This window comes from Pseudomonas sp. Q12-87, assembly GCF_001269755.1.
Classification (GTDB): domain Bacteria; phylum Pseudomonadota; class Gammaproteobacteria; order Pseudomonadales; family Pseudomonadaceae; genus Aquipseudomonas; species Aquipseudomonas fluorescens_S.
Map to the genome: position 1 here is coordinate 174687 of NZ_LHVI01000016.1, position 13148 is coordinate 187834.

Sequence of the window (13148 nt, forward strand, 5' to 3'; positions counted from 1 at the left end):
AGAACAGGAGAACTTCATGAAACTGTTGCGTTACGGCGAAAAAGGCTCGGAAAAACCCGGCCTGCTGGATGCCGACAATCAGATCCGCGACCTGTCGGCCCATGTACCGGACATCGCCGGCCAGGTGCTGACGCCGGACAGCCTGGCCGCGCTCGGCGCCCTCGATCCGCGCAGCCTGCCGATTGTCGCCGGCCAGCCTCGGATCGGCGCCTGTGTCGGACAGGTCGGCAAATTCATCTGCATCGGCCTGAACTATGCCGACCATGCCGCCGAGTCGAACATGGACGTGCCGAAAGAGCCGATCATCTTCAACAAATGGACCAGCGCCATTTGCGGGCCGAACGACGACATCCAGATTCCCCGCGGCTCGCTCAAGACCGACTGGGAAGTGGAACTGGGCGTGGTCATCGGCAAAGGCGGGCGCTACATCGACGAAGCCAATGCAATGGAGCACGTCGCCGGTTATTGCGTCATCAACGACGTATCTGAGCGCGAATGGCAACTGGAACGCGGCGGCACCTGGGACAAAGGCAAGGGCTTCGATACCTTCGGCCCCCTTGGACCGTGGCTGGTGACGCGGGACGAGATCGCCGATCCCCATACGCTGGACCTGTGGCTGGAAGTCGACGGGCACCGCTATCAGAACGGCAACACCCGGACGCTGATCTTCAGCGTGCCGCAGTTGATCGCTTATCTGAGCCGGTGCATGAGCCTGCAACCAGGGGATGTGATTTCGACTGGAACGCCACCCGGTGTCGGCCTGGGCATCAAGCCTGATCCGGTGTTCCTGCGCCCGGGGCAGACCATGCGGTTGGGGATTGCCGGGCTGGGTGAGCAACGCCAGGTCACGGTGCAGGCGGACTGAGCTGCTTTATTCGCTGCCTCACGTGGGCGCTGTTCGGTGAATCCCCCTCCGATACGCTCCGGGCGGGATGATCGACTTGCAGATTGGGCTTTAGGTACCGCGCGAATTCACGTGCCAGTTGCGACGGCTCTTCCTGCGTGGGAAGCAGCAGCGCAATGGCGTATTTGATCGCTGGCTTGAAGGGCCTCAGGACGAGGTCGCGGGTGAAGGGCCGGCTGACCACCGGATCGACGATCCCGACGCCCAATCCTGCACGGACCAGTTCGCATGCCGTGGCGAAGAACTCTGTCTCGGCCACCACGTTCCAGGATGACCCGTACGCCGAAAACGCCATCGCCAACTGCTGGTAGATGGGATCACCCTTGAACAGCGAAACGAAGGGCACGCCGTCCAGGTCCGCCGGGGTAATCATCTCCAAGGCTGCAAGCGGATGGTCGATTGGCAGCATGCATTGGCATTCGTAGGACAGCACTTCCATGCTGGAGGTCGGGTAGTCGAGCGGCAGTTCGGCAATGGCCAGGTCGAATTGCTGTGTAGTCACCAACTCGCGAACGGATTGTGAATTGCGAGTGATGATCTTGAGCTCCAGGCCCGGGCGCTCCTTGGCGAATTCAGCCATCAGGCGCGGCAGGAGGCTGATCGAGATGCTGGCGTAGGCGGCAATCGCCAAGTGGCCTCGTTTGCCCGTGCGAATTTCCTTGGCGATGCGCTGGGTTTTCTCCACGGCTTCCAACGCACGTTGCGCCTCGACAAAAAACAGCCGGGCTTCGGGGGTGGGTTGCAGGCGACCGCCCTTGCGCACGAACAACGTCAGGCCTGTCTCATGTTCCAAATTGGCGATGGTGCTGCTGATGGCCGGTTGGGAGATATTCAGCAGCTCTGCCGCACGGGTCATCGTGCCGTGGATCATCAAGGTTCTGAAGCACTCCAACTGCCGGATCCGCATCGGTCACCCTATAGATTCAACTTATACTGAAGCCACTTTATATTATTGGTTTGCGGTTTTCTCTTATGTTTTCCTTGATGGCAGGTACACGGTCGGCCGCCTATCAGCGCAGAGGAAAACAGCCCCATGAACACAATGACTTCGATTGGCCCCGGCGAGGGCATCCTCCTGCCTGCACGGCAGGGGGTAGCGATCCAACTGCACCAGGGGCAGGTCCTTAAGGTGATCAATACCCATGGCAAACAGGTCGTGGACACCTGGGCATTCAACCCGGGCGACCTGAGGGAAGCCATGTCGATGGAGCATAGCCGTCCCTTCTGGCTGAAGCTCAACCCCCGCGAAGGTGATAGCTTGCTGACCAACAAGCGCCGCAAGATCCTGACGCTGGTTGAAGACACAACTCCGGGTGTCCACGATACGCTGGTGGCCGCGTGCGACCCGACGCGTTACGTTCAACTCGGGGTCGTCGGCCACCACGCCAGTTGCAATGAAAATCTCTTCCAGGCCTTGGAAGTCATTGGCCTGCAAGCGCCCGACACGCCGAGCCCCTTGAATCTTTTCATGAATGTTCCGGTGCACCAGGACGGGCGTATCGAGTTTGTCGAGCCGGTCAGCCAGCCAGGGCAATATGTTTGCCTCCAGGCGGAAATGGACGCTGTGGTGGTCCTCTCCGCCTGCCCCCAGGACGTTACGGCGGTCAACGGTAAGCGGCCCCAGGACATCCATTACTGCATCCTCTGACGGACCGACAAACCTGCTGGCAAATGTCGCTCGCCGGCAGGACACTGGCTATATCGCAAGCACTCAGTCGGGTGCCGGAGAACACCATGCGCAAAATACCGCCCCTGAATTCCGTGCGAGCATTTGAAGCGGTCGCGCGCCACCAGAGTTTTTCTGCCGCGGCGAACGAACTCTCTGTGACCGTCGCCGCGGTCAGTCATCAAGTCCGGCAGCTGGAAGAGGGGCTGGGGCAAAAGCTCCTGGAAAGAGGACGGATGGTGACCCTCACGCCTGCGGGAAAAACCATCTATCCGCTGCTGCGGGATGGCTTCGACCAGATTGCCCAGGCGTTCACCCTGTTAGGCGGGGATAAGGCCGGCGATGCCATTCAGGTGTCGACCACACGGGCGTTCGCCGAGCGTTGGCTAATGCCGCGCCTGGCGAAGTTCAACGAGATTCATCCAAACATCCTGGTGTCCATTCACGCGTCGGAGAAGCTGGTGGACCTGCGGTCCGAAACCGTCGACCTGGCCATTCGATACGGTCCGGTCGATGCCGACGTGCGGGGTCCGGTGTTGTTCGAGGACCGGTTTATCGCGGTCGCGGACAAGAGCATTTGCCCGGTTGAGCACAACGCGACGATCGGCGATTTTCATAATCGCCCGCTGCTGGCATTCAAGTGGAAGAACCAGGCCCTCGAAGCGCCTTCATGGTCCGCCTGGTTGGCCGGGGTCAAGCACAACGCCGTCGGGGATTTGCGCATTTCCTGGTACAGCGAGGAAACCCTCGCGCTGCACGCTCTGGAGCGGGGCCTGGGGCCTTTGCTGTGCAGCGATGTGCTGATTGACGATGAGCTTCGTTCCGGGCGGATCCGGCGGGTGGAGGGACCGGCCTTGTCGGGGTTCACTTATCACCTGATCGAAGACAACCATGGCCGCCCACGACGCAGCCTTGCGTTGTTCAGGGAATGGCTGCTGGACGAGGCCAAGTCATTCAGGGCCAATACCCTCAATGACTTGGCCGCGCCTCAGCGGCTACTCACTACCTGAGGCCTGCCGGGAGAGGCTTGACTCTATCGCCAGGCATGCACCGAGCAATGTGTCATCACGGCCTCGGGTCGTCGAGAACAGGACAGAGGTGGCAAGCCCGAGGGTGTCCTTGCCGGACGGAATGGCCACTCCTGGCATGTCCAGCAAGCTGCCGATCATGGTGAGTGACAAGGTTTCGAGGTTGACGGTCGCGAACAGCGTGTCGTCATTTTCCAGAGGCGCCATGGGCGGGGCGACGTGCTTGACCGTCGGCATGACCAGGAAGGCGCCGTCGAGCTCTTGCTCGATGGCCGACATCAACACTGCGCGGGACTGTCGAATCCCGGCTTCGGCGGCTGGGTCGATACCCTTGGCCGAACGCAGCCGCGCGCCCACGCGCCTGTCCATCCGAGCCCCTTCCGGGCTTTCCACGATCGAGCCCAGGAGGCGCCAGGCTTCTATCGCCCCCAACCAGCCCGAGCGGCCAATCAATTCACGGGTAAGGGCGACGGCGGCAATCGTCCTAAATTCGACCCGGGCACCAGCGGCGCGCAGCCGGGCCATCATCGAGAGCAGATTCTGCCGTACCACTGGCTGTAGCGTTGGATTGGACAGCACGCCGTCGTCGACCACAAAGCGCAGTTTCGAAAGCTTCGCAGCCTGGGCAGTTGGACCCTTGAACCCGCGCATGGCCCCATCGAGGGCGGCGCAATCGGCCACGGTATGGGCGAAAACGCCCAGGCTGTCGAGCGTGACGGCAAGGGGATGAACACCTTGCATGCTGTAGCGGTCGGTGGAGGCCTTGTAGCCAACCAAGCCGTTGAACGCTGCCGGAATGCGTATCGAACCGGCCGTGTCCGTGCCGATGGCGCCGTTGACAATGCCCCGTTGCACCGCGATGGCCGAACCGGAAGAGGAGCCGCCGGGCACACGGATTTCATCGACCGTGAAATCGGCGATCGGTGTGCCGAAATGCGGGTTCAAACCCAGGCCGGAATAGGCAAACTCGGTGAGGTTGGTTTTTCCCAGTGGGATCATGCCCTGGGCCGTAAGCGCTGCGATGACTGCCGCATCCTCGACGGCCATGGCCGCGTCGACCCGTGTGATGGAGCCGGCCGTTGTACGGCTGCCGACAATGTCCAACAGGTCTTTGACTGCATAGGGGATGCCATCCAAGGCGCTTAGCGCGACGCCTTGCTGCCAGCGCCGGGTCGAGGCGCTGGCATCGTCGAGGGCACGTTGTTCCAGCAGCGAAATAAACACATGCTCCGCGTCTTTCGCCGTCGCCAATGCGGACGCGATCAACTCATCAGGTGTCGTGAGCCCCTGCCTCAATCGCTCGGCGGTTTGCAGCATCGTGATCATGTTGTCTCCCTGTTTGGATGGACGGCGATGCCTGGCGTTCACGCTGGAGACAGCTGGCATTGCCTTTCCTCGACCATCTGCCGGACCAGGACCGGAACCGCGTCGAAGGCGTTGGCGATGGACGCCTCATGGCGCGCGTCGGCAAACTCCTGGTAATCGATGGAGATGGCGTGGGTTTCATTCACGCCCAGGTAGTGCGCGCAGGTCTGGATATGCGTGTCCAGATGATTCATGGTCTCGCGAATGCCGCCAGGACCAAACCCGAACTCACCCCGGGAAGTCAGAATGACCAGCTTCTTGCCACTCATGATGGGCTCCAGCGGGTGGTCGCCGCGCTCCAGATCGAAGGTGAAGGTTTTGCCGATGCGAATCACTTTGTCAAACCAGGACTTGAGCGCGGCCGGCATCCCATAGTTGTACATCGGCGTACCAATGACGATCACATCGGCGCGGTCGATCTCCTCGATCAGTTCGTCCGAGAGACGGATTTCCTCACGTTTCTGCGGCGTCAGGTGTTCTTCGGGAGTAAAGACCGCGGCAATCCACGCCTCGGTCACGAAGGGGGGCGGATTCAGGCCAACGTCACGGGTGATGACTTGGGCCCCGGCATCGCGCTCAAGCCAGGCGTCGACAAATGCCTGGGACAGTTTACGGCTGAGGGAGCGGTCGGTTCGTGCGCTGGCATCAATATGGAGAAGGGTGCTCATGTGGTTTTTTCCTGCTAAGCCTGGGGCGGAATTACCCCAGTGACGAGAGCAAGTTGGCCACGACGCTCAATCTTTACACCATTGATATTTCTTTGACCTGCGTTAAATAAAACTCAACCAACGATTATTCTTTTCCGAACGACCCCAGAAGTTTCTCGTTTTTGGGTTTGAAGTGGATGCTTCATGTTGGGAAGCAACGTTCAGTTGAGAAAAACTTAATCGGCACGTTTTCTAAAGGGCGCTTTAGTTATCGTCAATTACCTAAATTGGCAGACCTCGCTTTAATGGCTGCGGGCGATACACGTGGTCGCCGCTCAGCGAGGAAAACAATAATGTCAATGCGTCGCGAATCTGAAAAAAGCTTAATCAATGAGGCCAACTACGATGCGCTCGGGCTTGAGCCCGTGCCCGATAGCCATCGTACTTCTACGCCCCTGGATCAGTTCTGGATCTGGGCCGGGGCGAATGTGGCTCCGATCAATTGGGTGCTGGGCGCCATCGGCATCCAACTGGGTTTGAGCCTGCTCGAAACCCTGCTGGTGATCGTGGTCGGCAATCTGTTGGGCGCCGCCCTGTTCGGCGGCATCTGCATCATGGGGCACCGCACCGGGGTGCCCCAAATGGTGCTGTCCCGGCTGGCGTTCGGCCGTCGTGGTGCCTATCTCCCTACCTTCATGCAGGTGCTGATGCCGATGGGGTGGGTGGCCACCAACACTTGGATCGTGCTGGACCTTGCAGTGGCCGCCCTGGACAAAATCGGTATCAGCGGTGGCATGGAACTCAAATACGGCATCGCCCTGGCCGTCATGGTGCTGCAGGTCGGTATTGCCGCCTGGGGCTTCAATGCCATCAAGTGCTTCGAGCGCTACACCATGCCGGCGATCCTGCTGATCATGGTGGTGATGACCGGCCTGGCCTTCACCCATGTGGATATCCAGTGGCAGCGTTCGACGATTGAGGGCATCGGCAAGCTCTCGGCCATGAGCAGCCTGATGACTGCAATCGGGATCGGCTGGGGCATTTCGTGGCTGGTGTACGCCTCGGACTACACCCGCTTTACGCAGAGCGAGCTGTCGGATGGGCAAGTATTTCGCTCGACCTTTCTCGGCATGTTCCTGCCCACGGTGTGGCTGGCATTCCTGGGCGCCGCGATCGCGTCCGCCGGCGCCGGCTCGGACCCCGCGCAACTGATCATTGCGGTCTTCGGCACGATGGCGTTGCCGGTTCTGCTGGTGCTTCTACATGGTCCGGTGGCCACCAATATCGTGGTCATCTACTCGGCGGCGCTGGCGACGTTGTCCCTGGACCTTAGGGTTGCGCGCTGGGTGGTTTCGATGGTCTCGGGCATGGTGGCGCTGTTCATCCTCTATCTGTTCCTGCAATCGGGCGAGTTTGTGCATGCCTTTGAAAACCTGATGGTGTTTTTCGTGGTGTGGATCAGTCCATGGGCGGGTATCACCTTGGTCGACTTTTTCCTGATTCGCCGGGGCAAAGTCGATGTGAAGTCACTTTATTGCCATCACTCTCAAAGTTCCTGCACTGATGTGAACTGGCGGGGTGTGTTTGCACTTGCGGTGGGTGTATTGGCGGCCTGGTTATTTCAAGTAGGCACCATTAAATCGCTGCAAGGTCCTCTTGCGATGGCATTGGGCGGTATTGATCTTTCGTGGTTGGCGGGGTTCTGCGTGGGCGGCGGTATGTATTACGCATTGCACCGCTCGCGGCGAACTGAAGTTGTTCGCTCGTCAGTCATGGCTAAGTAAACGTAAGTGCTGTGCAACGATTCATTCATCAAAGAGGTTATTGCAAATGTCTCATCTTGAACAAACCAATGTGCTGGCTGCGTTGAACGGCGGCGCCGAGATCGATGGGTTCCTGGGCAACGTCGTGGAGATCGCCATCGTGACCCGTGATCACAAACGCACCATGGACGGCTTGCTCAAGCTGGGGATCGGCCCATGGCGGGTTTACACCTTCAGCCCGGAGAACACCGAAAACCAGACTTACCACGGTGAACCAGCCGACTTTGTCCTGAAGGTCTGCTTCGCCCAATCCGGAAATATGGTCTGGGAGCTGATGGAGCCCGTCTCCGGGCCGACGATTTTTGCCGATTTCCTGGACAAGCATGGCGAAGGCATCCAGCACGTGGCCTATGACTGCAACAACATCCTGTTCGAGGAGCGCATCGCCGAGTTGCAGCGACGCGGTTTCAAATGCGTGCAGTCCGGCTCCTGGATGGGCGTGAATCATTTCGCCTTCTTCGGCACCGAGGCGGATACCACTACCGTATTCGAAACCTATGCCTTCCCTGGCGACTGGGATTACCCGGAACCAGAGTCGTGGTATCCGCCACGGGCATAACCCGCCGCGGCACCACGCAGCTTCGCCTGGGCGTTGGCAGCATCAGCACCCAGGCTTGGCCACTTCGCAACGACACGGGAGTAGAGCCTCATGAACAACGTCCGGATGGATAACATCAGTTGGGTCGACTATGAACGTCGAGTGCAATCGGGGGCGGTGGTCTTGCTGCCCATCGGTGCCACGGAGCAGCACGGGCCCCATTTGCCCCTGGGCACCGATGCCTTGTTGGCCAGTGCAATCAGCGAAGACGTGGCCAGGGAAATCGGCGGCGTGGTAGCCCCGGCCTTGTCCTATGGCTATAAATCCCAGCCCAAATGCGGTGGTGGGCAGCACTTCTGCGGAACTACCAGCGTGGACGGTGCGACCCTGATCGTCATGGTTCGCGATGCCGTGCGCGAGTTTCATCGCCATGGCGTGAAGCGTCTGGTCCTGGTGATCGGGCACTACGAAAACCAGTGGTTCGTGACCGAAGGCATCGAGCTGGCGATGCGTGACATCGGCGCGCAAGCGGGGCTGGAAGTCATGCGCCTTGAGCATTGGGAATTCGTGAAATCGCAAACCCTGGACAGGATCTTCCCGAACGGCTTTCCGGGCATCGCGCTGGAGCACGCGGCGGTCATCGAGACGTCGATGATGCTGCACTATCACCCGGAGCTGGTGTGCCTGGAGAAGATTCCTGACCACGGGCCGGCTGAATTCCCGGTCTACGACATGTACCCGACACGAACAGAATGGGTCCCGGCCAGTGGCGTGCTGTCCTCCGCGCTGGGGTCCAGCGCAGAGAAGGGACGCCTATTGGTGGTGGATGTGATCAGTGGCATTGCCCAGGCCGTCCGATCAGAGTTCCGGCTTGCTGCGACTCTGCCGTCGCTCTTCTGAGTGTCGACGGCTCCTGCCGCACTTCGGTGGTCATGGATGAATGGGTCATGTGTTGCACTGTTCGCCACCGGACAGTTGATCAACAGCGTTGTCCCCGTGCAGGCATTTCCAATGGATGGGGTTATTATCTAACCGACTGTATTTAAACGAATAATTACTTGGCATGAATCGTGTTGATAGTGCATTGAGAGGCACCGGGAAAGTGGTGCTGAACCTATCGAGCAGGAGTCACCATGCCACGGGAAATTCGTTTGAATGCCTTCGAGATGAACTGTGTCGGTCATCAGTCGCCGGGTCTTTGGAGGCACCCCAAGGATCGTGCCTGGCAATATAAGGATCTGGACTACTGGACCGACCTGGCCAAGCTGCTGGAGCGCGGCAAGTTCGACGGCATTTTCATTGCCGATGTGATCGGCATCTACGATGTGCTCGGCGGCAATGGCGATGCGGCCATCCGCCAGGCGACTCAGGTGCCGGTCAACGATCCGCTGGCGTTGATCACGCCGATGGCGCTGGTGACCGAACACCTGGGTTTCGGCCTGACTGCTTCGCTGACTTTCGAGCACCCGTATCCTTTCGCCCGCCGCCTCTCCACCCTGGACCACCTGACCAAGGGCCGCATCGGCTGGAACATCGTTACGTCCTACCTCGACAGCGGCGCGCGCAACCTCGGGCAAAAAGCCCTGAGCGACCACGACGCGCGTTACGACTACGCCGATGAATATCTGGAGGTGCTCTACAAGCTGTTCGAAGGCAGTTGGGAGGAGGGCGCCGTGGTGCGTGACCGCCAGCGCGGTATTTTCACTGACCCAAGCAAGGTTCACGAGATCCGTCACCAGGGCACGCATTTCCAGGTGCCGGGCATTCACCTTTGCGAGCCTTCGCCGCAACGCACGCCGGTGCTGTACCAGGCCGGGGCGTCGAGTCGCGGCAAGGACTTCGCCGCCGGGCACGCCGAGTGTGTATTCGTTGCCGCGCCGTCCAAGGTGATCCTCAAGAAGACCGTGGCGGATATCCGTCGTCGCGCCGCCGAGGCCGGGCGTGATCCGCGCAAAGTGCTGATCTTCAACCTGCAAACGGTGATCGTCGACGAGACCGACGCCAAGGCGCAGGCCAAATGGCAGGAGCTGAAATCCTATAGCAGCTACGAGGGCGCATTGGCGCTGATCTCCGGCTGGACCGGCATTGACTTCGGGCAGTACCGACCCGACCAGGTGCTCAAGCACATCCATACCAACGCCATTCAATCGGCGGTGGAAACCTTTTCCACCGCCGACCCGGACAAGCAGTGGACCGTACAGGAACTGGCGGACTGGGTCGGCATCGGTGGTTTCGGGCCGTTGATTGTCGGCAGTGCGCAGACCGTGGCTGACGAGTTACAGGCCTGGGTCGAAGACACCGATGTGGACGGTTTCAACCTGGCTTATGTCCTGGCCCATGAAACCTTCAGCGACGTGGTCGAGTTGCTGGTGCCGGAGTTGCAAAAGCGCGGTGCCTACAAAACCGAATACCGCCCCGGCACCCTGCGCGACAAGCTGTTCGGCGATGGACCGCGACTGCCGGCCAACCACCCTGGCGCGGGCTATCGGGACTTGGGCCGCAAGACCCCGCGGGCCAGCGTAGTTGAGCCGGCCTTGGCCGGCGAGGAGTAACCGCATGAGCATCTACGAACTCAATGCGCCGCTGCCCGACGTGGTCACCGACAGTGCCTTGGTGGCGTTGCAGCGCTGGGCCCGGGAACGGCCGACACAAATTGCCCTGCGTCATCGACGTCTCGGCGCGTGGAAGGCTTGGCGCTGGATCGATGTGCAGCGCGAGGTCGATCGCATGGCCGATGGTTTACGCCAGCAAGGCTTTGGCCCCGGTGCGCGACTGGCACTGAGCGGCGCTTTCGAACCGAGCCTGTTGATCCTGGCGCTGGCCGCCCGCCAATTGGACGGGCACAGCCTGGTGATCGACCGCGACAGCCGCGGTGAAGATTTGCAACGACAGTTGCGCCTGGCTCGCCCGGCGTTTGCCTTCGTCCAGCATCGCGAGAGCGTGTCCCACTGGCTCAACTGCGGTCTGGATCAGCAGTGGCCGCTGCGGCTGTACTCAACCCAGGTCAACGCCGCCGCCAGCGGTTTATGGCAAGTGCAGTCGTTGTCGGTGCTGTTCGTCACGCAGGCGCCGCAGGCCCAGCGCCAGGGTTGGGCACAAGCCGCAGCAGACGAGGTGGTGTGGGTCGATGAAGGCACCGAGTGGCACGAGGGTCTGGGCCATTTGCTCAGCCGTTGGCTGGAGCATGGCGAAGGCCTGGCGTTTCCGGAGACCCGTGAATCGGCGAGCCGCGACCGCCGCGAAATCGCCCCGACTGGCTTGCTGCTGTCCAGCGCACGTGTCGAGTCGCTGGCGGCGGAAATCGAAGCGCGCCTGCCACAGCAGGGCAGTTGGCAGCGGCGCCTGTGCGAATGGACCCTGATTGATCCGCGACGTGGTTTTCGCCGCTGGCTCAAGGCGCGGGTACGGCATCTGCTGGGCTTGCGGCGATTGCGTCGGATCGAGGTGCCGAGCGCGCCGGCCGGCGTCGCAGTGGGCAACCCGACACACCCATCCTGGTTGCATGAATACCTGGAGCGGGCGGCATGAATGCCTTGCTGGAGGTGCGTAACGTGTCGCTGTCGTTCAAAGGCGTAAAGGCGATTTCCGACCTTTCGTTCAGCGTGCGGCTGGGCGAAATCTGCGCGCTGATCGGGCCGAACGGTGCGGGCAAGAGTTCGCTGCTGAACATTCTCAACGGGGTCTACCGGGCCGATGCAGGACAGTTGTTCTTCGCGGCCGAGCCCCTGCGTCGGCCGCATCCGTTGAAGGCGGCCCGGCTCGGTATTGGCCGGACATTCCAGAACAATGCGCTGTTCAAGAAGATGAGCGTGGTGGACAACCTGCTCACCGGCCTGTCGCGTTTCCAGCGCACGTTCTTCCTTGAACAGGCGTTCGGCCTGCCGCGTGCCCGGCGGGAGGCGCGAACATTCGCCGAGCGTGCCGAGCGGGTGCTGGAGTTCCTCGAATTGCAGGCCTGGCGCGATGTCGCGGTGGGCAGCCTGGCCTACGGCCTGCAAAAGCGCGTGGAGCTGGGTCGGGCGCTGATTGCCCAGCCGACCCTGCTATTGCTCGACGAGCCGATGGCTGGGATGAACGCCGAGGAAAAACAGGAGATGAGTCGCTTCATCGCCGACGTCAATCGCGACCTGGGCACCACGGTGATTCTCATCGAGCACGACATTCAGGTGGTCATGGGGTTGTCCAGCCATGTGGTGGTGCTGGACTACGGACGCAAGGTCGGCGATGGCACGCCGGCTGAAGTCCAGGCCAATCCCGACGTGATCGCGGCCTATTTGGGGGCGCCTCGTCCATGAACTTCTTTTTTGAAACCCTGATCGGCGGGCTGTTGGCCGGCACCATGTACTCTCTGGTCGCCATCGGCTTCGTGCTGATCTATAAGGCCAGTGGCGTGTTCAACTTCGCCCAGGGCGCCATGCTGTTGTTTGCCGCGCTGACCTTCGTCAGTTTGCGCGAGCAGGGCCTGTCGTTTGCCTTGGCGCTGGTCTTGACGGTGCTGGTGATGATCATCGGTGCGCTGCTGATCGAGCGGCTGGTGTTGCGGCCGCTGGTCAACCGTTCGCAGATCACCTTGTTCATGGCCACGCTCGGCCTGTCGTTCGTCATCGAAGGCCTGGCCCAGGGATTGATGGGCGCCCAGGTGCGCGCGTTGGACCTGGGCATCGAGGACGTCCCGCTGTTTGTCGGCGAGATCATGGTCAGCCAGTTCGACTTGATCGCCGCCGGAGTGTCGGCGCTGCTGGTGGCGGTGCTGGCCTTGCTGTTCAACAAGACGCGCATCGGTGTCGCCCTGCGCGCGGTGGCCGACGATACCCGTGCAGCGCTGTCGCTGGGCATCAACCTCAACCGCATCTGGCAGATCGTCTGGGCCGTGGCCGGGGTGGTCGGGCTGGTCGCCGGGTTGCTCTGGGGCGCACGCCAGGGCGTGCAGTTCTCGCTATCACTGGTGGTGCTCAAGGCGTTACCGGTGCTGATCATCGGTGGTTTCACCTCGATCGGCGGCGCTATCGTCGGCGGATTGATCGTCGGTGCGGCCGAGAACCTGGCCGAAGCCTATATCGGCCCGCTGGTTGGCGGAGGCATCACGCCCTGGTTTGCCTATTTCCTCGCGCTGATTTTTCTCTACATCCGCCCGGCCGGCCTGTTCGGCGACCGGGTCATCGAGCGGGTATGACCTT

At 61.0% G+C, this 13148-nt stretch carries 13 protein-coding genes; 10 read left to right on the forward strand and 3 right to left on the reverse strand.

Annotated elements, in window-relative coordinates; translation table 11 throughout:
• Positions 1-16: 16 nt before the first annotated feature.
• Positions 17-865, forward strand: a complete 849-nt coding sequence (locus AD663_RS11060; RefSeq protein WP_003180763.1) for an ureidoglycolate lyase — start codon at positions 17-19, stop codon at positions 863-865.
• Here the strand turns inward: AD663_RS11060 and AD663_RS11065 are convergent.
• Entirely contained in the window at positions 846-1811 is a 966-nt protein-coding gene (locus AD663_RS11065; protein ID WP_003180764.1) for a LysR substrate-binding domain-containing protein, read from the reverse strand. The two genes, AD663_RS11060 and AD663_RS11065, sit on opposite strands and share 20 nt — an antisense overlap.
• Positions 1812-1937: 126 nt before the next feature.
• Between AD663_RS11065 and AD663_RS11070 the strand changes: the two genes are divergently transcribed.
• Both AD663_RS11070 and AD663_RS11075 read left to right on the forward strand, forming a co-directional pair.
• On the forward strand, positions 1938-2552 hold the full coding sequence (locus tag AD663_RS11070; RefSeq protein WP_003180766.1) for a DUF1989 domain-containing protein: 615 nt from the start codon (positions 1938-1940) through the stop codon (positions 2550-2552).
• A gap of 86 nt (positions 2553-2638) precedes the next feature.
• The gene (locus AD663_RS11075; RefSeq protein ID WP_003180769.1) at positions 2639-3580 is read left to right on the forward strand and encodes a LysR family transcriptional regulator; all 942 of its coding nucleotides are present in this window, start codon (positions 2639-2641) and stop codon (positions 3578-3580) included.
• On the opposite strand, the gene AD663_RS11080 is transcribed toward AD663_RS11075, so the two are convergent.
• Complete coding sequence (locus tag AD663_RS11080; RefSeq protein ID WP_003180771.1) at positions 3566-4924, reverse strand: amidase family protein; 1359 nt, start codon at positions 4922-4924, stop codon at positions 3566-3568. The genes AD663_RS11075 and AD663_RS11080 overlap by 15 nt on opposite strands.
• Before the next feature lie 38 nt (positions 4925-4962).
• A complete protein-coding gene (locus tag AD663_RS11085) occupies positions 4963-5631 on the reverse strand; it encodes an FMN-dependent NADH-azoreductase (RefSeq protein ID WP_003180774.1) in 669 nt (222 codons plus the stop codon).
• A 332-nt stretch (positions 5632-5963) separates the two neighbouring features.
• Between AD663_RS11085 and AD663_RS11090 the strand changes: the two genes are divergently transcribed.
• The 7 genes from AD663_RS11090 (at position 5964) to AD663_RS11120 (ending at position 13144) form a co-directional block, all read left to right on the forward strand.
• The gene (locus tag AD663_RS11090) at positions 5964-7394 is read left to right on the forward strand and encodes a cytosine permease (RefSeq protein ID WP_053213704.1); all 1431 of its coding nucleotides are present in this window, start codon (positions 5964-5966) and stop codon (positions 7392-7394) included.
• A 46-nt stretch (positions 7395-7440) separates the two neighbouring features.
• Positions 7441-7992: a VOC family protein gene (locus AD663_RS11095; protein ID WP_053213705.1), complete on the forward strand. Its 552-nt coding sequence runs from the start codon at positions 7441-7443 to the stop codon at positions 7990-7992.
• A gap of 90 nt (positions 7993-8082) precedes the next feature.
• The gene (locus AD663_RS11100) at positions 8083-8871 is read left to right on the forward strand and encodes a creatininase (protein ID WP_053213706.1); all 789 of its coding nucleotides are present in this window, start codon (positions 8083-8085) and stop codon (positions 8869-8871) included.
• A 233-nt stretch (positions 8872-9104) separates the two neighbouring features.
• A complete protein-coding gene (locus AD663_RS11105) occupies positions 9105-10523 on the forward strand; it encodes an LLM class flavin-dependent oxidoreductase (RefSeq protein WP_003180783.1) in 1419 nt (472 codons plus the stop codon).
• Positions 10524-10527: 4 nt separating this feature from the next.
• Positions 10528-11499: an AMP-binding protein gene (locus AD663_RS11110; RefSeq protein ID WP_003180786.1), complete on the forward strand. Its 972-nt coding sequence runs from the start codon at positions 10528-10530 to the stop codon at positions 11497-11499.
• On the forward strand, positions 11496-12266 hold the full coding sequence (locus AD663_RS11115) for an ABC transporter ATP-binding protein (protein ID WP_003180789.1): 771 nt from the start codon (positions 11496-11498) through the stop codon (positions 12264-12266). Before AD663_RS11110 ends, AD663_RS11115 begins: the two co-directional genes overlap by 4 nt.
• Positions 12263-13144, forward strand: coding sequence for a branched-chain amino acid ABC transporter permease (locus AD663_RS11120; protein ID WP_003180791.1), 882 nt, complete (start codon positions 12263-12265; stop codon positions 13142-13144). Before AD663_RS11115 ends, AD663_RS11120 begins: the two co-directional genes overlap by 4 nt.
• Positions 13145-13148: the final 4 nt, after the last annotated feature.

Excerpts from the sequence above, each read along its gene's own strand:
- AD663_RS11060 (WP_003180763.1), top strand. The coding sequence starts at position 17 with ATGAAACTGTTGCGTTACGGCGAAAAAGGCTCGGAAAAACCCGGCCTG.
- AD663_RS11065 (WP_003180764.1), bottom strand. The coding sequence starts at position 1,811 with ATGCGGATCCGGCAGTTGGAGTGCTTCAGAACCTTGATGATCCACGGC.
- AD663_RS11070 (WP_003180766.1), top strand. The coding sequence starts at position 1,938 with ATGAACACAATGACTTCGATTGGCCCCGGCGAGGGCATCCTCCTGCCT.
- AD663_RS11075 (WP_003180769.1), top strand. The coding sequence starts at position 2,639 with ATGCGCAAAATACCGCCCCTGAATTCCGTGCGAGCATTTGAAGCGGTC.
- AD663_RS11080 (WP_003180771.1), bottom strand. The coding sequence starts at position 4,924 with ATGATCACGATGCTGCAAACCGCCGAGCGATTGAGGCAGGGGCTCACG.
- AD663_RS11085 (WP_003180774.1), bottom strand. The coding sequence starts at position 5,631 with ATGAGCACCCTTCTCCATATTGATGCCAGCGCACGAACCGACCGCTCC.
- AD663_RS11090 (WP_053213704.1), top strand. The coding sequence starts at position 5,964 with ATGTCAATGCGTCGCGAATCTGAAAAAAGCTTAATCAATGAGGCCAAC.
- AD663_RS11095 (WP_053213705.1), top strand. The coding sequence starts at position 7,441 with ATGTCTCATCTTGAACAAACCAATGTGCTGGCTGCGTTGAACGGCGGC.
- AD663_RS11100 (WP_053213706.1), top strand. The coding sequence starts at position 8,083 with ATGAACAACGTCCGGATGGATAACATCAGTTGGGTCGACTATGAACGT.
- AD663_RS11105 (WP_003180783.1), top strand. The coding sequence starts at position 9,105 with ATGCCACGGGAAATTCGTTTGAATGCCTTCGAGATGAACTGTGTCGGT.
- AD663_RS11110 (WP_003180786.1), top strand. The coding sequence starts at position 10,528 with ATGAGCATCTACGAACTCAATGCGCCGCTGCCCGACGTGGTCACCGAC.
- AD663_RS11115 (WP_003180789.1), top strand. The coding sequence starts at position 11,496 with ATGAATGCCTTGCTGGAGGTGCGTAACGTGTCGCTGTCGTTCAAAGGC.
- AD663_RS11120 (WP_003180791.1), top strand. The coding sequence starts at position 12,263 with ATGAACTTCTTTTTTGAAACCCTGATCGGCGGGCTGTTGGCCGGCACC.